Genomic DNA, 24,763 nt, shown 5'->3' with positions numbered 1-24,763 from the left:
AGGAGCTATGATGTTTCATCGTCTTTATACTTTGATTATCAAAGAATTGCAGTCTTTGCTGCGGGAGCCGCAAACCCGGGCAATATTGATTATGCCGGTTATTTTACAGGTGGTGCTGTTCCCCTACGCCGCCACGCTAGAAGTGACTAATGCTACCATCGCTATTTATAGCGAAGACAGCGGAAAAGCATCAATTGAACTGACGCAGCGTTTCGCCAAGGCGAAGGCATTCTCTAACGTTTTGCTGCTCCATAGCCCGCAGGAAATCCAACCAACGATTGATAACCAGCGCGCACTATTACTGATCCGTTTTCCCGAGCAGTTCAGCGCCGATTTAGCCAACGGACACACCACGCCATTGCAGCTAGTTCTGGACGGACGTAACTCCAACAGTGCCCAGATAGCGGCCAATTATATTCAGCAAATAATTCAAAATTATCAGGACGAGCTGACGCAGGGACAGATAAAACCGAATAACAGCGCACTGGTAGTACGAAATTGGTATAACCCGAATCTGGATTATAAATGGTTTGTGGTTCCGTCATTGATTGCGATGATTACCACCATCGGCGTGCTGATAGTAACTTCGCTGTCGGTAGCACGTGAGCGGGAACAGGGAACGCTAGATCAGCTGTTGGTATCACCGCTTACCACCTGGCAGATATTTATCGGTAAAGCGGTGCCAGCGCTGATTGTCGCGACTTTTCAGGCCTCAATTGTGCTATTTATCGGCATTTTCTTCTACCAAATTCCCTTTGCCGGGTCGCTGGCACTATTCTACGGCACCATGCTGATTTACGGGCTATCGCTGGTCGGGTTTGGCTTGCTGATCTCATCGCTGTGCTCGACTCAACAACAGGCATTTATCGGGGTATTCGTGTTTATGATGCCTGCCATACTACTTTCCGGCTATGTATCGCCGGTGGAAAATATGCCGGTGTGGCTACAAAACATCACCTGGATTAATCCTATCCGCCACTTTACTGATATCACCAAACAGATTTACCTGAAGGATGCCAGCTTCGATATTATCTGGCACAGCCTGTGGCCCTTATTGGTGATTACCGCGACAACGGGCAGCGCCGCTTACGGGATGTTCAGACGTAAAATTGCCTGATGGGCAAGATGTGGCTATTGAAATGAGGGGAAAAGAGCGGAACTATTCTGATTTACAATTTGATAGATAACACTAATCATCGAAAAAATATCACCGCCGTTGTCATTCAAAAGAAAGGCCACCTCATAAGGTGGCCTTTTTGTCTTTCAATCACAGCGTAACGTATGAATGGTTTTGACGCTGCCCTCAATCACCCAAATTAACGACGGTTGCCGAAAATACGCAGTAACATCAGGAACAGGTTGATGAAATCAAGATACAGGGTCAACGCACCAACGATGGCATACTTACGGAAACCGTCTTTATCGTTAGCGTCCAACTGAGCGCCCATATTTTTCAATTTCTGCGTGTCGTAAGCGGTTAAGCCAACGAACACCACAACACCGATGTAAGTCACGGCCCACATTAACGCGTCGCTTTTCAGCCATATGTTAACCAGTGAGGCCAACACGATACCGATCAGCCCCATAAACAGCATGCTGCCCATACCGCTTAAATCACGTTTGGTGGTGTAACCGTAAATGCTCATGGCACCAAACATCCCAGCACAAATAATGAATGTGCTAGCAATAGAAGCGCCGGTATACATGATCAAAATGCTGGAAAGCGTTAAACCGGTAAGCGCTGAATACAGCATAAACAGGCTGGTGGCCATGGTGCCGCTCAGGCGGTTAACCATACCGGAAATAACAAATACCAGACCAAGCTGAGCAATAATCAAGCCAAAGAACGTAATCTGGCTAGAGAAAACAAAGTGGAGGATAGCCGGCGTATTCGCCGCATACCAAGCCACAAAGGCGGTTAATAACAGACCACAGGTCATCCAGCCATATACCTGCGCCATATATGCCTGAATGCCTGTGTTAGCACGTTCGACAATCGAACCATTAGAGCGTGGATAGTGGCCCATGGTAATTACCTTCTGCATGTGAACAATGATACAGACCGTCCTTGACGGCCCACCTGGTCCTAAGATTACCACAAAACAGCCCGCCCCCTAGGAGTTAAAATAGGCATTTTAGGGCATTATTTACATGAGTTTACCAGCGTTTGGCCGCTTCATGGTCAGAATCGCGAGATTCGACCCAGCGCTCACCCGCGGGAGTCGCTTCGCGCTTCCAGAATGGCGCGCGAGTTTTCAGGTAATCCATGATGAACTCTGCTGATTCAAAGGCCACACTGCGGTGAGCACTGGTCACGCCAACGAACACAATTTCCTCGCCAGGATACAGCGATCCCACACGATGAATCACCGAAACTCGCTGCAACGGCCAGCGCTCACGGGCTTCGGCGATAATTTCTCCCAGCGCTTTTTCCGTCATCCCCGGATAGTGCTCTAGCGTCAGCGCGCTAACATTATCGCCCAAATTATGGTTACGCACTTTGCCGGTGAAAGTCACGACGGCGCCGTCCTCGCCACACTGAGCCAACCATTGATATTCATCACCGACGTTAAATGGCTCCGCGCCGACGCGAATGCGAGTATTTTCCATCCTCAGCCTCCGGTTACCGGCGGGAAGAAGGCCACTTCATCTCCAGCAGACAGCGGATGATCCCAACTGACCAGCGATTGATTCACCGCCGTGAGCAATTTTCCTTCGTCCAAAGCCAGTTGCCAGCGGTCACCACGCTGACACAGAGCCTGGCGCAACGCTTCCACCGTAGGATATTCCGCCACCAGCTGTAAACTCTCGGTGCCGAGCAGCTCGCGCACCTGCGCAAAAAAGAGAATTTGAATCATACTGTTACCTCGAAATCACCGGATTTCCCGCCGCTTTTCGCCAGCAGACGCACAGGGCCGATAATCATGTCTTTTTGCACCGCTTTACACATATCGTAGATGGTTAATGCGGCGACCGAAGCGGCCGTCAACGCTTCCATTTCTACGCCGGTTTTACCGGTCAAACGACAGCAAGATTCGATTCGGACTCGATTGTGCTCTGGCTGAGCCTGCAAATTGACTTCCACCTTACTCAGCATCAATGGGTGACACAGGGGAATCAACTCCCAGGTTCGCTTCGCCGCCTGAATACCTGCAATGCGCGCCGTGGCGAACACATCGCCTTTATGGTGGCTACCATCAATAATCATCGCCAGCGTCGTGGCCTGCATTTCTACAAACGCCTCCGCGCGGGCTTCACGCACGGTTTCGGCTTTGGCAGAAACATCCACCATATGGGCTTCGCCGGCGGCGTTAATATGAGTTAATTGGGTCATAAATACTCCTGATATAGCGCAATGCGCCAACGCGTTAACCGCCAATAAAAGAGAGATTCTGCGTGATACCGCTGTTGCCTTGATGCAGAAAATGAGTCTGTTTTTTGGTTTGCAACGCGCTTTGAATACGTTCTTTCAGTTCGTCCTGTTGCAGATCGCCGGATAATAAATCCCGCAGAGGAATCCCCTGCTCGCCGAACAAACATAAATGGAGATTGCCGATGGCCGATACGCGCAGGCGGTTACAGCTGGCACAGAAATCTTTTTCATACGGCATAATCAAGCCGACCTCACCCTGATATTCCGGGTGACGATAAACCTGCGCCGGGCCGTCGCTTCGTGCACGGTCTTGCTGCACCCAACCTTGCTCCAGTAGCTGCTGGCGAATCACTCCGCCGGAAACATGGTGTTTACGGAATAGCTCGCTCCCTTCACCGGTTTCCATCAGTTCGATAAAACGCAATTGAATCGGGCGCGGTTTTATCCAGTCCAGAAAGGCTTTCAGGCTGCGATCGTTGACATCACGCATCAATACCGCGTTGATTTTGACTTTCTCAAAACCGACTTCGAAGGCTTTATCAATGCCCTGCATGACCTGATGAAATTTATCTTGCCCGGTAATGGCATGGAATTGGCGCGGATCGAGACTATCGACACTAATGTTGATAGCGCTCAGCCCCGCATCGCGCCACGCCGCCACGTCGCGAGCCAGACGATAACCATTGGTCGTCACCGCCAGCGTGCGGATCGCCGGATTTTCACGGATAGCAGCAATGATATCGGTAAAATCGCGTCGCATGGAAGGTTCGCCGCCGGTCAGACGGATTTTTTCCGTCCCCAATTCGGCAAAAGCGCGGCTGACGCGCCGAATTTCATCCAGCGTCAGAAAGCTTTTCACCCCATTGGGTTGATAACCATCGGGCAAGCAGTAGGTGCAACGAAAATTGCACACGTCAGTAATCGATAGGCGCAAGTAATAGAACTTGCGCGCAAATGCGTCGGTCAGTTGCGGTACCATAACACCTTTCCAAATACGGGAGATGCAGGCATTTCTACCTCGCACCCTGGTGGCTCAATGCCACGGCCAAAGCATCATATTGCGTGAGCAACGTAGACACAGAGGCTAGGAGTTTGATTTCAGCGACGGCCCAAAGACTGTCAGGAGAAACCGTGGTTTTCCCAAGGATTCTAGCGCTAAAACGTCGGGATAGCCAATCGGGTCTTTGCGCTATATATTTTTATATACAACGACTTAGCAGACCATGAAACGAGGTTTGAAGGCTAAATCATTCGCGGGATAAATTCTTGTCCAATATCACGGAAACTGCGGCTTTTATCGCGTTTTTGCCATAAATCCGTTAACTTATGGCAAATTTTTATGCCTTTGGTTGATAAATAAACCGGGTTGGGGCAAATCGATAGGAAACTTATGCGAAATCGCACATTAGCCGATCTGGATCGAGTCGTTGCACTCGGTGGTGGCCACGGTTTAGGCCGGGTTATGTCAGCCCTTTCTCCATTAGGATCACGCCTGACAGGAATCGTCACTACCACCGATAACGGTGGTTCTACTGGCCGAATTCGCCGCTCTGAAGGCGGTATTGCCTGGGGTGATACCCGAAATTGCCTGAACCAGTTGATTACTGAACCCAGCGTTGCTTCTGCCATGTTTGAGTACCGTTTTAGCGGTAATGGTGAATTATCCGGCCATAATCTCGGAAACCTGATGTTAAAGGCGCTGGATCACTTGAGTGTCAGGCCGATGGAAGCCATCAATCTGCTGCGCAGCCTGCTAAAAGTGGACGCCTGGCTGATTCCGATGTCCGAGCAGCCGGTGGATTTACAGGCGTTAGATCACGAAGGGCACCCGGTTTATGGAGAGGTCAATATTGACCAATTGACCCATATGCCGCAGGAAATGACGCTGTCTCCCCACGTTAGCGCTACGCGAGAAGCCATTGAAGCCATTAGTCAGGCCGATTTGATTTTGATCGGCCCCGGCAGCTTTTTAACCAGCCTGATGCCGTTGTTGTTGCTGGATGATTTAACTCAGGCGTTGCGCCGTAGCTCCGCCAGCATGATTTACATTGGTAATCTTGGTAAGGAACTCAGCGTGGCCGCCGCCGCTCTGACGTTACAGGACAAGCTGGCGATGATGGAAAGCAAAATCGGTCGTAAAATGATTGATGCGGTAGTGGTTAGCCCAACGGTAGACACTAGCGGTGTACAAGATCGTATCGTGACTCAGCAGCCGCTGGAAGCTAAGGATATTCCTTATCGTCACGATCGAGAATTACTGCGTCAGGCATTGGAGCAAACGCTGCAAAAACTCGGTTAAACCTCTCAAGCCCGGTATTTACCGGGCTTATGTCCGACAGAACACGCTGGATCAGTTAAACAACGGCATAAATATATCCCGAGTTTTTCCCGCAAAATCCAACTTATCTACGTGTACCGGCAACTGATAAAGCTGCGTCAGATTCTTATCCGTTACCACCTCCCGCGTTAGGCCAAAGGCGACGCCCTTCGTTTGCTCTGCTACCTGCGTGTCTTCCCCGTCAGTCTGCGGATAAAGCAACAAAGTCCGATCGGCAATATGCAGCGCGTGTAACGGAGAATGAGTAGTCAACACCACCGTCATCTCCAAACGGGCGGATAAATCCCGCAGCCCGCTGAGCACTTTGTCCTGATTTGCCAGATCCAGCGCCGAAGCAGGCTCATCCAGAATCAGAATCTCAGGCTCGCTGGCCAACGCACGAGCAATACTCACCAACTGCCGCTCGCCTCCGCTTAGCTGATTCACCGGTTTATCCGCCAACGGCGACAGCCCGAAGCAATCCAGACATTGCTGAGTCACTTCGCTATCGCGCCGGTTTGGCGAAGCAAACCAGCCCATGTGTCGCACTCGCCCCAGCATCACCATAGTTCTGACACTATAAGGAAAAACCGCATTTTCCTGCTGCGGAACATAGCCAATATTCGCAGCAACGGAAATCTGGCCCGAAGTGGGCTTAATCGCGCCCATGATCAGGCGTAAAAGCGTAGTTTTCCCTCGTCCATTCGCGCCCAGAATAGCGGTTACGCTGCCTTGCTCTATCTGGAGGGAAAGTCGTTCAAACAGCGTTTTTTCTCCTCGGATTAACGTCAACCGATCGATATTAATCATGAGTCCATCCTTTCTGCTGAGTTTGCCGCAGCAGCCAGACAAACACCGGCGCTCCTATCAAGGCAGTCATGATACCTAAGGGAATTTCTGCACTGCTCACGCTGCGGGAAAGCGTATCGATCGCCATCATATAAATTGCGCCAATGATTGCCGAGGCAGGCAGCAACTGGCGATGATCAGGACCAGCCAGCATTCTGGCAATATGCGGTACCACTAATCCGACCCAACCAATAGTGCCAGCCACGGCTACGGTGGCAGAAGTAATCAGCGCAACAGAAATCAACACCAGCCAACGCACTTTCTCCACCGGCACGCCCAGCGCGGCGGCATTTTCATCCCCCAGCGATAGCACGTTAATACGGAACCGCAGAGCATAAAGCAGCGCTAAACCGCAAAGTACCGGTAAAGTAGCCAAGGCTAGCTTGTGGTATGTCACGGTGGCAAAGCTTCCCATCAGCCAGAAAACAATCGCCGGCAAGGTATTATTCGGATCGGCAAAATAGGTCACTAAAGAAATTAACGCGGCGAAAAAGGCGCTAATCACCACGCCGGCCAGAATCAGCATCAAAATACTGGAGGCTCCGCTACTGCGACTGAGAAAATAAACCAGCAAAATAGCTAAAAAGCCGCCAATAAAAGCCAGGCCGGAAATCATCATCAGCGAGGAAAATAAAACTATTCCTAATGCGCCTCCCAAAGCCGCACCTGAGGATACGCCGATAATTTGCGGCCCTACCAACGGGTTACGAAATATCCCCTGAAGCGCAGCTCCGGCAACCGATAAACCCGCGCCGGTCAGCAACGCAATAAGCATTCTCGGCAAACGAATAAACTCCACCACGCGTTGTTCAATAGGTGTCCATTGAACAAACTCCGCCAGACTTTCTGTTGAAATAAAGGATGATGCCAGAATAGCGAGGACTTTCCCGGCGGATAACGGATAACGTCCGGAGCACAATGCAAGCAACATGACGGCCAGCAATAGACCCGGAGTTATTAACCAGAAAAATTTATTTCGTCCATATATACGGCTGGAAATATTCATTCTCTGTCCTTGAAACGTTGGCTATATTCTTTCGTCACGTTATTAGCGTCCATTTGCAGAATGCTATCCAACTCCTTATCTGTAGGCTGATAGCGATAAAGAAAATCATACTGGCGAACAATTTCCGAACGCAGCGGCCAGTAAATCTTATCGGGGTAAAACACCATGGAAAGCCACTGCCAATACAGCGGCGTTTCCTGATTAGGCGCATCCCAGATAAAACCGCCGATAGGGATTTTATAGACGCGCTTATTTTTCACTGCAGCCACTTCAGCTAAGGCCGGGCTTTGATAAATATGACGAGGGAGAAGCCCAGGCTCAAAATTGCCCAATAAAATAACGTCTGGATTCCACACCATAATTTGTTCCTGATTAATGGTGCGAGCGCCGCCAAAATCCGCAGTAATACTCAGCCCACCTGCGCGCTGAATATCGCTGTTAGTGTGGGAGGTTTTACCGATGGTGTGTATTTCTGAAAGGAAGCGCGACAGATAAAGTACTCTGACTTTTTGTTGCTGCGGAATTTGCGCCACTTTTTGTGTCACTTCAGCTAACGTTCTCTGACGCCAGGCAATTATTTGCTGCGCCCTTTCATTCTGACCAATGGAGCGTCCCATCAGTGTTATCCACTGCTGCATCCGGCTATCGTCGTGATACGGATACAAAATTAACGCCACTTTTAGCCCCGCCAGCTCAATAGGCGTAACAATATCATCGCCCAAATGCCCCCATTGCCAGACTAAATCAGGCTGCGCGGCCAGTAAGGTTTCAATATTGGGAGTAAAACCCGCACCAACTGTGTCACTGGGTAAAAGATCGATTTCAGGAAACATGCGGCTCAGCATGCCTTCCTGCGCGGCAACTTTGGCAAAAGGATGAATACCGGCCAGACGCTGAGTGCTACGGTCAAGGCTAACCAGTAATGACGCTGCCGGTATTGGAATAACCACCGCACGCTTGACCGGTTCAAGTAAACTAACCGCACGTTGGTTCATATCAATAAAACTATTATTTTCCGCTAAACAAATTGTCGGAAACCATAAAAATCCGAATAAAATAAAAAAACTGTACAACTGCAATTTTATATTCATCTCAGCATCCGATGCATTATTCAATAATCGCGAGTTTTAGAATACTCATTGTTAAGATAGCGCCGTTAAAATAAAGAGTAAGGTCGTGATGGCACTTACCCCATGCCCTAAAAATATTAATAAAGTAAATTAAAAATGGGCGTGATAAGTTGCCTAGCGCTAAAAACTATAGGTAACTCCGCCATTAATTGATCTCCCCATGCCAGGAAATAGTGTATTACTCTTTTTCGATGTTACTTCTCGCTCCGTTGCCGAAGCAGTGGCATAAAGTTTGTCGGTCAAATTATCCATACTGAGATAAGCAGACCAGCCGTCAGGATGGCGATAATCGACTTTCATTCCCCATACCGCATATTTATCGCGAGCCTGTATGTCCGTGCGATTAAGATGATCAATCGGCGTTATTTCCGGCAACCAATGCAGATTTGGCCCAATACTCCAGTTATTCCATTTATATAAAACCTCTGCGGCAATAATTTGCTTCGGAATACCGCCAATTCGCTTTCCGCTATATTCTCCGCCACGGAAACGAAAATCGTTATAAGTCCATGCCAGACGATATTCGATACTGTTATCACTGATCGGAATATGCCCTTTCAGCCCAATCTCTGCCCCTTGATGGAGGGTTTTATCCGCGTAGTTAAAAGTGCCTATCGAATGACCTTCGCTGTCATAAGTGGTAATCAGCTCATCGTCAATCAGGCTGCGATATAGCGTCACATCCCATTTTAGGCTGCGGGTTAACGCACCTTCACCTCCCACTTCCCACGTCACGGCTTTTTGCGGGCGTAGCAGGGTCAGCTCGCCTTTATTGGAGATAATCTCACGAAAACTCGGCGCTTCATGGCTCCAGTTCAGGCTGGTAAACCAACGCAGATCGCTGCCGGTGAACCAAACGGCTCCCAATTTAGGTGAGAGAAAATACCAATCCTGATCCAGCCCATTGCGCTTATCGCGGGATTTGGCATTGCGAACGGAATGCGTACCTTTCAAATCGGTATCAACGCGTAATTGCTCTGTTATCTGCCAGCCGGCACCAAAAGCCAGATTCTGATTTTCTGCCAGCATGGTGTACGCGCCGAGCAACTTGAAATTATCGGGCGTCCCGCGCCGATTTTGCCGTAAATCTCGCTCCATATCGGAGCGTTCTGCCGAGGCCCCAAGGCGATAATCCCAATCCCCCCGCTGTAGCTCGGTTCGCCACTGCGCGCCGTAAGTGTTACCAGCGCTGAGCACGTAGACCACCGGCGTCACAAAGTTATCATGGGTGTGCTGTGCCCAAACGCCCAGCTCATTTTTCCAATCTTCGCCCCGCCAGCTAAGGCGATTGGCGATTCGAGCCTGTTCGACGTTACGGTGAGGATCGCGCGTCCATACCATTGGAAAAACCGAACGCGGATCGGTCTGAACTTTCTCTTGAGACAAAGAACCCGCCACGTCAAAAGCAAGATCGGTCCAGCTGAACCAAGTTCGACTGGCAAAGTTCTCATCTTCATAGCCAATATTGGCTCTAACCGCATTTCGCCGTGAAGACGAATGCTGCCGATAGCCACTAAAACGATCGCCGCTCACGCTGATACGTCCGTCCAGATTGCCTTCGCTACCGCCCAGCGCGCCCTGCCATCCGTGGCGACCAAAGCTACCGTATTCGTAGCGTGCCCGCCCATTTTCATCGGCACCGGTATAAGACATAAAATCAATTTCGCCGCCGAGCGCGTTGCTCACCGGACTGGTGGCATTTGCTCCTCGCCGCGCAGTGATAATTTTACTTTCGCGAGGCTCCAACAGGCTAATATGAAAACCGCCGTCGGCATCATTTAACGGTAGGCCATCCTGTAATAAAGTAACACCCCGTGACAAAGGCGCACTTTGCACGCCAGAGCCACGAATATTCAACCGCGGTTGATCGACCCCGCCAAAAAAATTCTGTATCACCAAACCCGGCTGATAATCCAGTGCGTCCTGCAAAGTCCCCAGACGCCCCTCATCCTCTGGCGTAATCAGATTTGTTCCGCCGGCAATTTTGGCCAGTTTGCCCTGTTCCTGCTGATAAGAGCTGCGCAGCATGTTTCCTGGCGAAAAAATCTGGCCTGTAACCTCCATGTAAGACTGGTGTTCATCTTCAACAGGTTTCGCCTGTAATGATGTGGCTGGCGTTAAAATAAAAATAGAAAATAATAAATGGGGTTTATAGATTCCATTCATTTGAACCGTCCATAACTGCAATATAAAATAAAAGATAAACCCACAGCGTCGCTAAATAATAAAAACAAAAAAAACGGCTAAAGCCATTATTTAATTTAAGGATATAATGTATTAATTTTTCAAGACAATATCGGCAAAGTAATTTACGGTCAAGAATAAACAATTCACCACAGAAAGCATGCCTATATACAGCGGTAAAATATTCTTTTTATTTTTTGCATTTTCTTAAATATCCACAATATCTTAAGAGGATAAATCATTAACATGAAACAAACAAAAAAAATAAAAAAGTAAAACTTTTATCTGTTAATAAAACTAATGAAAAAACAGTGAAATAAAAATACATCATTGCACAACTATGGAAGCTATTTCATAGGTTCAGCTTATATATAAAACCAGACTCCCATAGCATAAAACAAATCAGGCCCGCTTTCGCGAGCCTGAAGGGCTAAAGTCAACCGAATAAAAAACGCTCAGTTGACGTCTTTCATCCACACCGGTTTTTGCGTCATATGAATGTACAGTTCTTCAACTTTAGTGCGCGCCCAAGGGGTTCGGCGTAAAAACTTCAAACTGGATTTAATGCTGGGATCGCTGATAAAGCAGTTAATGCGAATGCGATAGGCCAGTTCTTCCCAGCCATAATGCTCCACCAGCTTGGTCAATAATTGCTCCAGCGTAATTCCGTGGAGAGGATCTTTCGACAAGTGGTCGCTCATTATATATCTCACATGTTATTAGGTGACGAATTTATCAGCCGCACACATTAATCAGGAATGACGGATGCGACAAGCAGAAATTCCCGATTTATAGCATCCACCACTAACGGCTCACTTTCTGAACAACCCGACATCATGAAATAGCTATAAACTGCTGCCGCAATTTATGTACCTGATCTCGCAATTCAGCCGCCTGCTCAAATTCAAGGTTCTGCGCATGGACATACATTTGCGCTTCCAGTTCGCTAATCTTGCGATCCAGCGCCTTCGGCGTCAGTGCATCATAGTTGGCCGCACTTTCTGCCGCCGCCTTACCGCCTTTACCTCTGCCTTTGCCACGTAGAGAAGGCTGACCCAGTTGCAATATATCACCGACTTTCTTATTCAGGCCCTGCGGAACGATGCCCAAGGCTTCGTTATGCGCCTGCTGTTTCGCCCGACGACGTTCGGTTTCACCGATGGCTTTCTCCATCGAGGCGGTGATTTTGTCACCGTAAAGGATCGCTTTACCGTTTAGGTTACGCGCCGCCCGGCCAATGGTCTGAATCAATGAGCGCTCAGAGCGCAGGAAGCCTTCTTTATCCGCATCCAAGATTGCCACTAGCGAGACTTCCGGCATATCCAGACCTTCTCGCAGCAAGTTAATGCCTACCAACACGTCAAACTCACCGAGGCGCAAGTCACGAATAATTTCGACCCGCTCGACGGTATCAATATCAGAATGCAGATAACGTACCCGTTCGCCATGCTCGACCAGATAATCGGTCAAATCCTCGGCCATACGTTTAGTCAGCGTAGTGACCAGTACCCGTTCGTTAATCGCCGCCCGCTTGCGAATTTCGGACAGCAAATCATCCACCTGGGTTGCTACAGGCCGTACTTCGATAATAGGGTCCAATAGACCGGTTGGACGCACCACCTGCTCAACCACTTCCCCGCCGGATTTCTCCAGCTCGTATTTGCCCGGCGTTGCCGAAACGTAGATGGTTTGCGGAGCCAACGCTTCGAACTCTTCAAAGCGCATTGGGCGGTTATCTAACGCCGACGGCAGACGGAAGCCGTATTCCACCAGCGTTTCTTTCCGCGAACGGTCCCCTTTGTACATACCGCCGATTTGCGGAATAGTCACATGGGATTCATCCACGATCAGCAAACCGTCGGCAGGCAAATAGTCAAACAGCGTCGGCGGCGCCTCTCCCTCTCCGCGCCCGGATAAGTAACGTGAATAGTTTTCTATCCCGGAGCAGTATCCCAATTCATTCATCATTTCCAAATCAAACTGGGTTCGCTGGGTCAAACGCTGTTCTTCTACCAGTTTATTGTTCTCCAGTAGTACCTTACGCCGTTGCGCTAGTTCGACTTTAATGTCTTCCATCGCTTGCAAAATACGTTCTCGCGGCGTGACATAGTGAGTTTTCGGATACACGGTAAAACGCGGAACTTCCTGATGCAGCTGGCCCGTCAGGGGATCAAACAGCGATAATCGCTCCACTTCCTCATCAAATAGCTCCACTCTCAGCGCCAATTCATCAGATTCGGCAGGGAAAATATCAATCACTTCACCGCGCACCCGAAAAGTCCCGCGCTGGAACGCCTGATCGTTGCGGGCATATTGCAACTCCGCTAGCCGACGTAAAATCGCCCGCTGATCGATAATCATTCCTTTGGTCAGATGCAGCATCATTTTCAGATACAAATCCGGATCGCCCAAACCGTAGATAGCAGAAACCGAGGCCACCACCACCACATCACGCCGCTCCAGCAGGGCTTTGGTGGCTGAAAGCCGCATCTGTTCGATATGCTCGTTTACCGATGCATCTTTCTCGATAAAAGTATCAGAACTGGGGACGTAGGCTTCTGGCTGGTAATAATCGTAGTAGGAAACGAAATATTCCACCGCATTATCAGGAAAAAATTCTTTCATTTCGCCATACAGCTGTGCCGCCAGCGTCTTATTGGGTGCCAAAATCATGGTTGGCCGATTCAGATCGGCGATCACATTCGCCACGGTAAAAGTCTTACCCGAGCCGGTAACCCCTAGCAGCGTTTGGTGCGCCAGGCCATTTTCCAGACCTTCTTCCAGTTGACGGATCGCCTCCGGCTGATCGCCAGCAGGCTTAAACTCAGAATGCAGTTTGAATAATTTACTCATGAATTAGCTACCCGATGGAGAATCACGCGCGGTTAGGAAGCTAATTATGCGAGCCTCCCAGATTTTTTCCACTGCTATGATACTGGATATAAAACCAGCATCAAGTATAAATATAGGGAAAAGAGCGCTGGTTCTGGCACGACACCTCCGTTATCTCGATTCCATATTGCCATTTGCATGACAATACCCCATTTATCCCCAGAAAGAGGCAGTTGTTAACCTCTGTAAAACAAATTGATTAAAGATCACACATAACCACCAGTGTTAAATACTCAAGTCTTGATTTTAATTAACTTATTGTAATTTATGTATATTTAGAAAAAGAAGAGAATCCAGACAACCGGGGCATAAGCCGCGTCCTCTCTCGCTTGCGACTAGTTTTTTGTGTCTAATACACAAGGTTATCCACAGGAATGGTGGATAACTCACTCAATCCCGTCTGTGGTGCGAGCTGGAGAAAACCGCCGGTTAAGGTAAAAACAGGTCCAAATAGGATTTTTTAGTCATTTTTTTACATTTTTATTTCTCTATATATTTCAATTAGTGCTAAATATCCCCCTTGCTAATTTGCTATTCGCCGCCTACACGAGTCATCCACCGCGCAACCGATTCAAATTGTTTCTTTTTTGCACCACGCCCCCTCAGAGTGGCACCGCCTAGGTGCAACCGCCATCCCGTAGCTGCCGGCGGTTTATGCCATTTCCAATAAATTTTACGCAAGTGGCCAAATAATTTCGTTACATCGTCCTAACATAATGGTTTTTTCTTATGCGTTAGCAACCTGGCTCGAGAGTTGCTTATTTCACTGTGATTCGGCGTAACAGAAGCGTGATAGCGGGAGTTGCGTTCCAGTGTTAATAGGCCAGACTGAGTGCTGAAAACGGCTGTTTAGCAGTAAAAATCACCGTTAGCCGCAAGTTAATATCTGAAACTGGTTATTTATCACTTCTTTATGCCAACACGTTTTTTCATATCTTGAGATTTTTATGCTGAGGATTGGCCTAACGGCAGCAAAAGTTGCTCGCAGAACTCAGCCAGCCTACGCCCTCAGCACCTAGCCAAGCGAGGAGATTTTCTGATGCTACGTTTACAATCGGTCAATCAATTTTATGGTCGCACCCATATTCTATGGGATATCAATCTTGAGTTACCTCCCGGCCAATGTACCTGTCTGATAGGTCGTAATGGCGTAGGAAAAACCACGCTGATCAATTGCATAATGGGTCATCTTCCAGTGGAAAGCGGCACGATGGTTTGGCAACCCGGGGGGGAACCGCCTGAAAACCTGCTTCACCAGCCGGTAGAGCGACGAACCGCACTGGGGATTGGCTATGTCCCACAAGGGCAGCCAATCTTCTCTCAACTGAGCGTGGAGGATAATTTGCTGGTCGCGCTTCTGGCTGGGCGTCACAAAGATCGGGTTATTCCCCACTGGATCTATGATTTCTTTCCGTTTTTACATCAGCAGCGCCGTCAACGCGGCGGGGAGCTAACGCGTAACCAACAGCAACTGTTGGCATTCGCGCGCGCGTTAGTTCCCGAACCGGAATTACTGATTCTGGATGAACCGGGTTGCGGTGATCAGCCCGCGCTAAATGCGGAAATTGGCAGTGTCATTCGCCAGTTATGCCAAAATATTGGCCTGACGGTCTTACTGGTTGAACACCGGTTGGAGAACATTCAGCAAGTGGCCGATCGCTTTTATTTGATTGATGAGGGAAGAAATGTGGCTCAAGGAAAATTTGCGCTGTTAGATGACGATTTGATCACCGAATACTTAACGGTTTGATAAATCTGTTATTCGAGATAAGCATTGATATGAAGTTCGAGCGAGTACATTACCTGCGGCATTATTCAGTTTAATGGCCGCAGGCGTTGAGGATGAAATCTGTTTGTTCCGAAGCTGTGCGGACAGTATCGTCTAATGTAATAAGTTTAAAAAATTACCGTGACTTAGCAATTAGACGCCGTTTCGAACGCCTGCTTTAATACCCCTCGATTGAGGAAAGCGATCGGGGTATTTTCAGTCAAATCTTCTGCGGCGGTTAACGTGAGTTCATCTCTAAGCGAAATCTGGGTCGCGGAGATGCTCATATCCTGCTTCTCAACGCCTTTCTCATTGAAAAGCATATGTACTTTTACCTGGGAGCTGATATGACTTTGATGATCTTTCGCAGCTTCTAATGTCTGTGCGGTTTTACCAAACTGGCTAATCGGCCAGGTCAGTTTAATATCAATATCCACGCCATTATTTTTACTCACCGCAAAGCTGACGCTAGGCTTACCTACTTTCATCCAGATATTATCGGCAAGAATCAGATCCGGTCCCTGACGAGTAAATTGGCCGAGAACCTGATCCTGAACGGCCGAAACAATACTTTCAGGGACCAGATAACGGCTCATGGCCATTAAACTCATTGGGTTATTATCTACCATTTCAGATAATTGCCCCAGTTGCCCCCTTTGTGCATGAGTCAGTTCTTGTCGATCGTTCCCAATTATATTTTGCAGCTGCGAGAACAACTGATTCCCCATTCCCATCGCCCAACGACCATAACTTTGGTGGCGATTATCCACTTTAAGATCGATACCGGCCTTAAAAGCGTCGATGAAAGCGCCATCGGCAAAATAGGAAGCCACTTCTTCTGGATGATGAACCGGCGCGCGAAATTGATTATCCATAAAATCCACCAATTTTGCAGGCGGTGAGTGCTCCTTAGAATGATTGACCGAGATACTCTCAGTCCCCCCAGACCAATTTTGGGCAAGTTTGATTTGCGCATCAGGTATTCTGGATAAAAATATTCTTATCTCTTTGCATTGCTGCTGGAATGATTGACGTATTCCATCCGGCAATTCCGCGATTTTCTCGTCGAGAATACTTTCTTGTTTTGTGGCATGAGCCATCATGACAATACTGGCGAAATTTTTGCTCGTCATATCCTTTGTAACCGCCAAATCACTTGGCCAGCATTCTGAAAATACGCTCGATAGCTCTTTTTCGCTAAGAGGAAGCTGCAATAAATTCTGAATATTATCTAATTGCTTACAAACCGTGCTGACCAAACTAGGGACAGTTCCCGCGATGGCTTCTATGGTGGGTAAACCAAACGGGGCTGGCGGCAGTGATGCCGGATCAGAAGTTAAGGATTGGTGTAATTTCCAGGCCGCCATATGATGTAATGGTGACGTTGGTTTATATTCTGGCCTGTCCAATATGGCGCGTTTTAATGCCGACATAAACGTGGCCGAAATTATTTTTCCGCCAGTATAGCCAGACAAGGTATTCTCTAATGCCAATTTGAGGACGTTTTCTCCCCCTTTCTGCTCGGTTAAGGCCACCAGAACTCTTTCTACCGCATGATCTTGTAATAAGACCGGGCCAAGACACTGGGCAATACCTGAAGCGATATTTTGCGCCAATCCGCCTTGACCTTTAGATTGCAAAATAAGCTCGACCAACGGGCCGACGCCTTTATCAACCTGCTGCAGCGTATTGCCAAAGAATACGCTTCGCCCTTGATTTACAATCTCGGCGCTACGCTTCCCAAGCGTCTTATTGGAAATAAGCGCATTCTGCCCAAGGGTTACCGTGTTTGAAATTATTTTATTGGCCAGCTCGTCACGTTTATCCGAACTACCAGAAATACGGCTCACCAGACTGTTTAATAAATGACTTCGATCAAGCGCCGTGTAGGCCAAAATCTGCATACCGAATCTTGGTAAAGAAATATTATTCATGTTTACCTCGGCCGTTGAAAGCTGTCATTAACCCGATATGCTCCCGAATGGGTGTCAGATAATTTGGCAATCTGCGGTAAATTCTGCTGCCAGTACTGAACCTGATCGACTAAAACCTCAATACGTTCAATTGCATCTTCTGGCGTCACTTTATTTAAATCGAATAAACAGAATAACAGCACCCGCTGACCACCCGCATCATAGCCAAACCAGCAGCGGTTTGTCGCAATGCCAAATAATTGAATTTGTAATAGTGAAGCAAAAAAATCTTCCGACAACACCGAGGTAATATTCATTACCGGAGAAAATAAATATAGGTTGTTATCGTGATTCTCAAAAGTAACATCAATGTTTTTATCAAATTGAATCGTGCATCCGCCGCTTTTTGCCGCAGTACCGAGATCCAGATTCGTTCCAGTAGAAAGTAATTTTAATAGTTCTGGAAAGGTCATGCCATTACCTCTGGTGTAAATTAAAAACAGATGAGAAATAAACCAGATGACGTGCATTGGCTTTTTAAATAATGCTTAATATCATTCCTAATATTAATCGAATATTGATCGGTCTTGTTTTAACCACTGAAACTGCGTTATGAATAATGAGCCAGAAACCCAAGTGGCATTAATTATCAATCCAATACCTGAATAACACTGGGGGTGATACAAAGATAAATTGATGACATAGGACTAACTAATCTAGCGTTAATCAGCCTTATTAAGTGGATTTACATTATCACAACCAGTTTTATTTTCTTTCAAATAACGACCATAAATAGATGTTGTGAATTAGTTTTCAGAATCTATTTACGATCGCAGAATTATTGAAAGAACGATACCATACTCGCGATTATTTAAGAAAAAATAGCCAATTATCTGACTAACCTACAGATATGCCGCCCCTGAATCATATCTGCTCTTAATCGTTTAACCGACTAATATTCAGATACTCACCTAACGGATGTCCCGCCACTTCGGGCAAATGTGGAATCACACCCAGCAACGGCGCAGCAATCATCGTCGTCAGGCTGGCCATATACTCTTCCTGTCGCTTCCCGGCGGGCACGACATCATTCGCTATCCAGCCTGCCAGCGGCAACCCGGCAAACGCAATCGCCTGAGCGGTAAGCAAAGCATGATTGATGCAACCCAGCTTCACGCCAACCACCAAAATGACCGGTAATTTCTCCTGTATAACCCAATCGGCGAAAGTAAGCTGCTCAGACAATGGAGTAAACCAGCCGCCGGCCCCCTCCACCAGCACCCAATCAGCCTGCTGTTCTAGCTCGCGCAAGCCTCTGGATAAAACGGAAAAATCGATAGGACGCCCTTCTTCCGCGCTCACAATATGCGGTGAGGTTGGCTCCAGAAAAGTCAGTGGATTCACCTGTTGATAACTGAGAGGTTGGTTACTACTGGCCTGCAAAGCGAGGGCATCGCCGTTGCGTAGCCCTTCAGCGGTCATTTCGCTACCGGAAGCCACCGGCTTATAACCCGCGGTGCGATAACCCTGAATATTGGCGGCCTGTAACAGTGCGCAGCTAGCCAGGGTTTTCCCTACATCAGTATCAGTTCCGGTTACAAACCAGCGTTTAATCACGATAAATCACTCCATAAACCAATTGGTAACTCAGCGGATAAATACCATTTTGCTGAGGATAAGCCGCCTGTAGCGCCGCCAGTCGACGTCGCCCGGTCAACCCATTAGCTCGCCCCTGATGCAAATGGGTGGCGCCAATTCCCTGCAAGGAGCGCATTAGCTCGATAAGATCGTTGAAATACTGATGATGAATACGTTGCGTTATTTGATAACGAAAACCACCGCAGGCGGCCGTTATATCATCCAACGGCAGAAATTCGTTCACATGGCGCTGGCCATCAACCTGCTGCCAGGCTTGCCCTAATTCATCAAGAGAACTCGCGGCCAAAGTCGAAAATAAAATTATGCCGCCGGGCTGAGTGACCCGATACAGCTCGTTTAGCGCGGCGCGCAAATTGCCGCACCATTGCACCGCCAGATTGCTGAAACAAATATCCACCGACTCATTCGACAAAGGAATATGTTCAATGTCGCCTAACAAGTATTCATCGGCGGCCTGCTGCTGTCTGGCAAACTCCAGCATGCCGGGAGCCAGGTCTAATGCGGCCACTTTTTTGCCCAGATCCCGCCAACGACGGCTGAAATAACCGGTGCCACAGCCCGCGTCCAGCACCTGAGTACCCGGGTGCCGTTGACCCAATGCCAGCAGAATTTCACCGGTTTCGCGCTGTAAAGCGGCCGCACCATCGTAGCTACCTGCCGCACGGCTAAAGGCGCTGGCTATCGCCTGTTTATTCACAGTATCAATGGCAAGTGGCATGTAGCACCTCCAGTAATCTTTCGATATCAGCCGGCTGATGAGCGGCGGTCAAGGTAATACGCAGACGAGCGCCGCCGGGAGGAACGGTCGGTGGACGAATGGCGGTCACCCAAAGCCCTTCATCCCGCAAGCGCTGCGCCAAAGAGAGGGTTTGCTGATTATCACCGACAATTAACGGCTGAATGGCGGTATCTGACGCAGTTAACTGCAATGGCAAGCTGGCCGCGCCCTGACGGAACTGCCGTAGATTCTGCTGTAGACGCTGGCGTAAATCATCACCATGTTGAATGCGTTTTAGCGCCGTCTGCAAGGCATAAGCCTGCGCAGGCGGCATGGAAGTGCTGTAAATCAGATGGCGGGCAAATTGCAGCAAATACTCGGCGACCGGCTGCGAACACAACACAGCGGCACCGCTCAGCCCAAAAGCTTTACCAAAAGTCACGACCTGCAACTCAGGTTTTACCCCTTGCTGCCAGCAACTGCCGCGTCCTTCATCACCTCTGACACCAATGCCGTGGGCGTCATCTACCAATAGCCAGGCTCCCGCCGCCGACGCGCGTTGGTGCAAATCCGCCAGCGGTGCACTGTCGCCATCCATACTAAATACCCCTTCGGTCACCACCAACGTTTGGCCGGAGCAAGGTTTATTCAGCAGATTTTGCAGGGATTCTGGCTGATTATGCTGAAAGCGGCGAAGCTGAGCCGGTGAACTCGCCGCCGCTTCCAGTAAGGAAGCGTGGCTAAGGCGATCGGCCAATACCCGATCATCTGCGGCGGTTAAAGCCGCTAGCAGCGCCTGATTGGCGGCATAACCGGAAATAAATAACAACGCGCGAGGACACCCCAGCCAATCGGCAAGTTGTTGTTCCAGATCGGCGTGCGCCTGCGTGTAGCCCGTGACATGCCCGGAACCGCCACTGCCGACGCCATAGCGAGCGGCGCCCTGCTGCCAAGCGGCAATCACCGTCGCATCCTGACTTAATCCCAGATAATCATTCCCGGAAAAATTCAAATATTGGCGATTTTCCACCCGCAGAAAGCGCCCAGTGGAACCCTGATTCACCTGACGGCGCCGGTAGGCGGCCTGCGCTAACCGCTGCTGCAAGCTTTGATCGATCTTATGCTGCCAACTCATCAGACCGCCGCATTATAAAACTGTGGCGTATCGCTGTATTTGATGCGGTCAGTCAGCACCTGCTGTTGCTGACGATCGCCGTGCTCAGTAGACGTTTGCTGCGGATTCAAGCCCAGCTTGCGGAATAGCTGTAAGTCTTTGTCTTCATCCGGATTTGGCGTAGTTAACAGCTTGCAACCGTAGAAAATCGAGTTGGCTCCGGCCATAAAGCACATCGCCTGGGTTTGCTCGCTCATTTGTTCACGACCTGCGGACAGGCGCACGTAAGAGGACGGCATCATGATACGTGCAACGGCAATAGTGCGAATAAAATCAAAAGCATCCACGTCTTCGTTATTTTCCATCGGCGTGCCTTTGACTTTCACCAGCATATTGATCGGCACGCTTTCCGGCGGCTTAGGCAAGTTTGCCAACTGCACCAATAATCCGGCTCGATCTTTAATGCTTTCACCCAGACCGACAATGCCGCCGGAACAGACTTTAATCCCCGCGTCACGCACTTCCCCCAGCGTATCCAAACGTTCTTGATAGCTACGGGTAGTGATGATGCTGCCGTAAAACTCCGGCGAGGTATCCAGATTGTGGTTGTAGTAATCCAGCCCCGCATCCGCCAGACGGTGCGCCTGACTTTTATCCAGCGTTCCCAAGGTCATACAGGTTTCCATTCCCATCGCCTTCACGCCCTGCACCATTTGCTCGAGATACGGCATGTCCCTCTCATGGGGATTTTTCCACGCGGCCCCCATACAAAAGCGCGTTGAACCGGCGGCTTTGGCTTTCTTTGCCGATTCCAGCACTTGCTCAACCTGCATTAAACGCTCACTTTCCAAACCGGTTTTATAACGGGAGCTTTGCGGGCAATATTTACAGTCCTCCGGACAGGCACCGGTTTTAATCGACAACAAAGTGCTGACCTGAATCTGACGCGGATCAAAATGCTGACGATGAATTTGTTGAGCTTCAAACAATAACTCTAACAGCGGTTTATCAAACAGGGCCTGGGCTTGCCCTACTGTCCAGTGAATGCGATCTGCCATATTGGCATCTCCAAAGAATGAGAAAAGTCTCGTCAGTTTATGTAAACTCGATATACTGTCAACCATTCCATGGTTAATTTAGTTTACAACAGATCCTTATGACACCTTCTGACCTTGCCTTTGACCAGCGCCACATCTGGCATCCTTACACCTCAATGACTCAGCCGCTGCCGTGTTATCCGGTAGTTTCTGCCAGCGGCGTCGAGCTACAACTATCCGATGGCCGACTGCTTATTGATGGCATGTCGTCGTGGTGGGCTGCCATACAGGGTTATAACCATCCCGTGTTAAATCAGGCGGTTACTGAGCAACTGGGGAAAATGTCTCATGTGATGTTCGGCGGCATTACTCATCCGGCGGCCGTTGCGCTGTGCAGACAATTGGTCGCCATGACTCCCAATACGCTGGAATGCGTATTTTTAGCCGATTCAGGCTCGGTGGCAGTAGAAGTGGCCTTGAAGATGGCGTTGCAATATTGGCAGGCCAAAGGAGAGAAGCGTCAGCGCATTTTGACGCTGCGCCACAGTTATCACGGCGATACTTTTGGCGCGATGTCAGTGTGCGATCCGCAAAACTCAATGCATAGCCTATATGAGGGTTATCTGGCTAATCATCTGTTTGCCGACGCACCGCAGTGCCGTTTTGATGAAGAGTGGAATCCAGACGATATTCACGATTTTGCCGAAAAAATCGAGCAGCATCACGGCGAAATTGCCGCCGTTATTCTCGAACCCATCGTGCAGGGCGCCGGCGGAATGCGGATTTATCATCCAGCTTATTTGCGTGAAGTTAGAGCGTTGTGCGATCGATACAATATTCTGCTGATTGCTGACGAAATCGCCACCGGCTTTGGGCGCACCGGCAAGCTCTTTGCCTGCGAACACGCGGAAATCGTGCCGGATATTCTTTGTCTCGGCAAAGCCCTCACCGGTGGCTATATGACGCTTTCCGCTACGTTAACCACCCGTCAAGTCGCTGAAACCATCAGTAATGGTGATGCCGGTTGCTTTATGCATGGGCCAACCTTTATGGGTAATCCGCTGGCCTGCGCCGTGGCGGTGGCGAATCTGGCTTTGTTGGCGGGCAACCACTGGCAACAGCAGGTGCAAAGCATCGAAACACAATTACAGCGTGAATTAGTGCCGCTGGCCGCGATGCCTGGCGTTGCCGATGTACGAGTGCTAGGAGCGATAGGCGTGGTCGAAATGGAAAACGCGGTAAATGTGGCATCTTTGCAGCGCGGCTTTGTCGAACGGGGCGTATGGATTCGGCCCTTTGGCAAACTGATTTACCTGATGCCGCCGTATATTATTCAGCCGGAACAGCTCACCCGTCTGACCCAGGCGATTACCGCGGCCGTCGCAGAATAAGCCGGTTTATTGGCATTAAAAAAGCAGCGACCGGTTTACAGAGCGCTGCTTTATTATTTGTTCCTCAACCCGTTATCTCACTGATAACAGACTGAAATCTAAAAATGGATTATCCATGTTTAGGAGCCAGAATACTCACCCACATCGGACCTTTACCCACCGGATAGCGCCCCTGCGTCGTCAACTGACCCGTTGCCGGGTCAATCCGATACACTTCGATATGATCGGATTTTTGACCGGACGCAATCAGGAACTGGCCACTATTATCGATATTAAAGCCGCGAGGCTGCGCTTCCGTCAGATGATGACCTACCAGAGAAATCACGTTGCCACTTTCAGAAACGCTGAAAATACCCAGCAGGCTGGCGGTGCGGTCGCTGATATATAAATAACGGCCATCCGGCGTGATATGAATATCTGCCGCCCAGCGAGTCTCAGCAAAATCGGCTGGCATCGCATCCAGCGTCTGAACTATTCGGTATTGCTGACCGTTATCTTCGATCTGGAACACATCAACCGTACCGTTTAGCTCATTTACACAGTAAGCCACTTTATGGTTAGGGTGGAATGCCATATGACGTGGGCCAGCGCCCGCTGCAGTGGAAACGCCCACCTGATCGTGTGGGGTCAATTTACCGTTTAAGCTCAGATCGAACAGACGGATGCGGTCTTCTTTCAGGCAAGGGACTAACAGAATTTGGTTAGTAGGATCGATATTGGCTGAATGCGGCGCGGTCAAGCCATCGATTTGTTGAATCGGTGCTTGCACATGGCCGTGTTCATCAATAGGGCTGACGCTAACGCAGTTGAAACTGTAGGACGCCGAGAACAGAAAACGACCTTGTAAGTCGGTTAAAATATGCGTCGGGCTACCGGGTAACGGTGCCATACTCACTTCCTGCAATTGACCATCAGCAGCAATGCGATAAGTGACAATGCCAAAATCAGGCCGCACACCCACGTACAAATGGCGCTGGTCGGGGCTTATCGCCATTGGCTGTACCTGCCCCGGTACGTCAACGGTTTGCAGCAGCGTTAAAGCCCCTGCCGTATCCAATTGCCAGACGTGGATCTGCTGGCTGTCTGGGCTTGCCACATAAACCACTTGATTCATCGCTACTCCTTAATCATGCATGCTAGTCAAATTATTGCCGTGACGCGGCTAACTGAATCCTAGCTTACCTGACTGGGCTGGCATAACAACTTTCAGCAGCAGAACAACGTTTTGGGCAAAATAGCTCTCGTTTTAGCAGAATAATCACTCAGGCCAACTAACGATTGTCTGCCAATACCACGGCTTACCTGCCCTGCTGCGGCACCTGCGCGCGCTCTCGCCATAATGGTCAGGGAATCAATCTGTTCAGTTTAATCCCTCACCTATCCGGTGTAACATCGGTTCAATGTGTATTAAT

The 24,763-nt window shown here is 49.1% G+C and carries 22 protein-coding genes and 1 riboswitch; of the genes, 4 read left to right on the top strand and 18 right to left on the bottom strand.

The window, feature by feature from the left end; all coding sequences use genetic code 11:
• Positions 1-10 precede the first annotated feature (10 nt).
• Positions 11-1,117 carry an ABC transporter permease gene (locus PL78_RS01790; RefSeq protein ID WP_064512616.1) on the top strand — a complete coding sequence of 369 codons (1,107 nt, stop codon included), beginning with the start codon at positions 11-13 and terminating at the stop codon, positions 1,115-1,117.
• Between the two features lie 199 nt (positions 1,118-1,316).
• On the opposite strand, the gene PL78_RS01785 is transcribed toward PL78_RS01790, so the two are convergent.
• The 5 genes from PL78_RS01785 to moaA form a co-directional block, all read right to left on the bottom strand.
• Entirely contained in the window at positions 1,317-2,027 is a 711-nt protein-coding gene (locus PL78_RS01785) for a Bax inhibitor-1/YccA family protein (RefSeq protein WP_064512615.1), read from the bottom strand.
• Positions 2,028-2,157: 130 nt separating this feature from the next.
• Positions 2,158-2,610 (bottom strand): molybdopterin synthase catalytic subunit MoaE, encoded by a 453-nt coding sequence (moaE, locus tag PL78_RS01780; RefSeq protein ID WP_064512613.1) that lies wholly within the window; start codon positions 2,608-2,610, stop codon positions 2,158-2,160.
• Positions 2,611-2,612: 2 nt separating this feature from the next.
• On the bottom strand, positions 2,613-2,858 hold the full coding sequence (moaD, locus tag PL78_RS01775) for a molybdopterin synthase sulfur carrier subunit (RefSeq protein ID WP_064512611.1): 246 nt from the start codon (positions 2,856-2,858) through the stop codon (positions 2,613-2,615).
• Entirely contained in the window at positions 2,855-3,334 is a 480-nt protein-coding gene (gene moaC, locus PL78_RS01770) for a cyclic pyranopterin monophosphate synthase MoaC (protein WP_064512609.1), read from the bottom strand. The genes moaD and moaC overlap by 4 nt, the downstream gene beginning before the upstream one ends.
• A 34-nt stretch (positions 3,335-3,368) precedes the next feature.
• Positions 3,369-4,352, bottom strand: coding sequence for a GTP 3',8-cyclase MoaA (gene moaA / locus PL78_RS01765; protein WP_064512607.1), 984 nt, complete (start codon positions 4,350-4,352; stop codon positions 3,369-3,371).
• A riboswitch (molybdenum cofactor riboswitch) is annotated at positions 4,339-4,476 on the bottom strand. It overlaps the preceding gene by 14 nt.
• A 287-nt stretch (positions 4,477-4,763) precedes the next feature.
• On the opposite strand from moaA, the gene yvcK reads away from it, so the two are divergent.
• On the top strand, positions 4,764-5,672 hold the full coding sequence (yvcK, locus tag PL78_RS01760; protein WP_064512606.1) for a uridine diphosphate-N-acetylglucosamine-binding protein YvcK: 909 nt from the start codon (positions 4,764-4,766) through the stop codon (positions 5,670-5,672).
• Between the two features lie 51 nt (positions 5,673-5,723).
• Here the strand turns inward: yvcK and PL78_RS01755 are convergent, their stop codons facing one another.
• From PL78_RS01755 to uvrB, 6 genes are all read right to left on the bottom strand, one after another.
• The gene (locus tag PL78_RS01755; RefSeq protein WP_064512604.1) at positions 5,724-6,500 is read right to left on the bottom strand and encodes an ABC transporter ATP-binding protein; all 777 of its coding nucleotides are present in this window, start codon (positions 6,498-6,500) and stop codon (positions 5,724-5,726) included.
• Positions 6,493-7,545, bottom strand: coding sequence for a FecCD family ABC transporter permease (locus PL78_RS01750; protein WP_064512602.1), 1,053 nt, complete (start codon positions 7,543-7,545; stop codon positions 6,493-6,495). Before PL78_RS01750 ends, PL78_RS01755 begins: the two co-directional genes overlap by 8 nt.
• Positions 7,542-8,540 (bottom strand): ABC transporter substrate-binding protein, encoded by a 999-nt coding sequence (locus PL78_RS01745; RefSeq protein WP_120806833.1) that lies wholly within the window; start codon positions 8,538-8,540, stop codon positions 7,542-7,544. Before PL78_RS01745 ends, PL78_RS01750 begins: the two co-directional genes overlap by 4 nt.
• A gap of 255 nt (positions 8,541-8,795) precedes the next feature.
• Complete coding sequence (locus tag PL78_RS01740) at positions 8,796-10,841, bottom strand: TonB-dependent receptor family protein (RefSeq protein ID WP_064512600.1); 2,046 nt, start codon at positions 10,839-10,841, stop codon at positions 8,796-8,798.
• A gap of 473 nt (positions 10,842-11,314) precedes the next feature.
• Positions 11,315-11,560, bottom strand: a complete 246-nt coding sequence (locus PL78_RS01735) for a VF530 family protein (protein WP_064512599.1) — start codon at positions 11,558-11,560, stop codon at positions 11,315-11,317.
• 133 nt (positions 11,561-11,693) lie between these two features.
• Positions 11,694-13,712 carry an excinuclease ABC subunit UvrB gene (uvrB, locus tag PL78_RS01730; protein WP_064512598.1) on the bottom strand — a complete coding sequence of 673 codons (2,019 nt, stop codon included), beginning with the start codon at positions 13,710-13,712 and terminating at the stop codon, positions 11,694-11,696.
• Positions 13,713-14,790: 1,078 nt separating this feature from the next.
• On the opposite strand from uvrB, the gene PL78_RS01725 reads away from it, so the two are divergent.
• Entirely contained in the window at positions 14,791-15,501 is a 711-nt protein-coding gene (locus PL78_RS01725) for an ABC transporter ATP-binding protein (RefSeq protein ID WP_064512597.1), read from the top strand.
• A gap of 164 nt (positions 15,502-15,665) precedes the next feature.
• On the opposite strand, the gene PL78_RS01720 is transcribed toward PL78_RS01725, so the two are convergent.
• The 6 genes from PL78_RS01720 to bioB all read right to left on the bottom strand — a co-directional run bounded on the left by PL78_RS01720 (position 15,666) and on the right by bioB (position 21,981).
• On the bottom strand, positions 15,666-17,453 hold the full coding sequence (locus PL78_RS01720; RefSeq protein WP_064512595.1) for a hypothetical protein: 1,788 nt from the start codon (positions 17,451-17,453) through the stop codon (positions 15,666-15,668).
• Positions 17,454-17,455: 2 nt separating this feature from the next.
• Positions 17,456-17,905: a type III secretion system chaperone gene (locus PL78_RS01715; protein ID WP_158513756.1), complete on the bottom strand. Its 450-nt coding sequence runs from the start codon at positions 17,903-17,905 to the stop codon at positions 17,456-17,458.
• Between the two features lie 463 nt (positions 17,906-18,368).
• The gene (gene bioD / locus PL78_RS01710; RefSeq protein ID WP_064512591.1) at positions 18,369-19,049 is read right to left on the bottom strand and encodes a dethiobiotin synthase; all 681 of its coding nucleotides are present in this window, start codon (positions 19,047-19,049) and stop codon (positions 18,369-18,371) included.
• Complete coding sequence (gene bioC / locus PL78_RS01705) at positions 19,042-19,809, bottom strand: malonyl-ACP O-methyltransferase BioC (RefSeq protein ID WP_064512589.1); 768 nt, start codon at positions 19,807-19,809, stop codon at positions 19,042-19,044. Before bioC ends, bioD begins: the two co-directional genes overlap by 8 nt.
• Positions 19,793-20,944, bottom strand: a complete 1,152-nt coding sequence (bioF, locus tag PL78_RS01700) for an 8-amino-7-oxononanoate synthase (RefSeq protein ID WP_064512587.1) — start codon at positions 20,942-20,944, stop codon at positions 19,793-19,795. Before bioF ends, bioC begins: the two co-directional genes overlap by 17 nt.
• Positions 20,944-21,981 carry a biotin synthase BioB gene (bioB, locus tag PL78_RS01695; protein ID WP_064512584.1) on the bottom strand — a complete coding sequence of 346 codons (1,038 nt, stop codon included), beginning with the start codon at positions 21,979-21,981 and terminating at the stop codon, positions 20,944-20,946. The genes bioF and bioB overlap by 1 nt, the downstream gene beginning before the upstream one ends.
• A 98-nt stretch (positions 21,982-22,079) precedes the next feature.
• On the opposite strand from bioB, the gene bioA reads away from it, so the two are divergent.
• A complete protein-coding gene (gene bioA / locus PL78_RS01690; RefSeq protein ID WP_064512582.1) occupies positions 22,080-23,351 on the top strand; it encodes an adenosylmethionine--8-amino-7-oxononanoate transaminase in 1,272 nt (423 codons plus the stop codon).
• Between the two features lie 109 nt (positions 23,352-23,460).
• Here bioA and pgl read toward each other — a convergent pair whose 3' ends face one another.
• A complete protein-coding gene (pgl, locus tag PL78_RS01685) occupies positions 23,461-24,465 on the bottom strand; it encodes a 6-phosphogluconolactonase (protein WP_064512580.1) in 1,005 nt (334 codons plus the stop codon).
• Positions 24,466-24,763: the final 298 nt, after the last annotated feature.

Source organism: Yersinia entomophaga, assembly GCF_001656035.1.
Taxonomy (GTDB): Bacteria; Pseudomonadota; Gammaproteobacteria; order Enterobacterales; family Enterobacteriaceae; genus Yersinia; species Yersinia entomophaga.
This window is presented reverse-complemented; position numbering and strand designations above follow the sequence as displayed.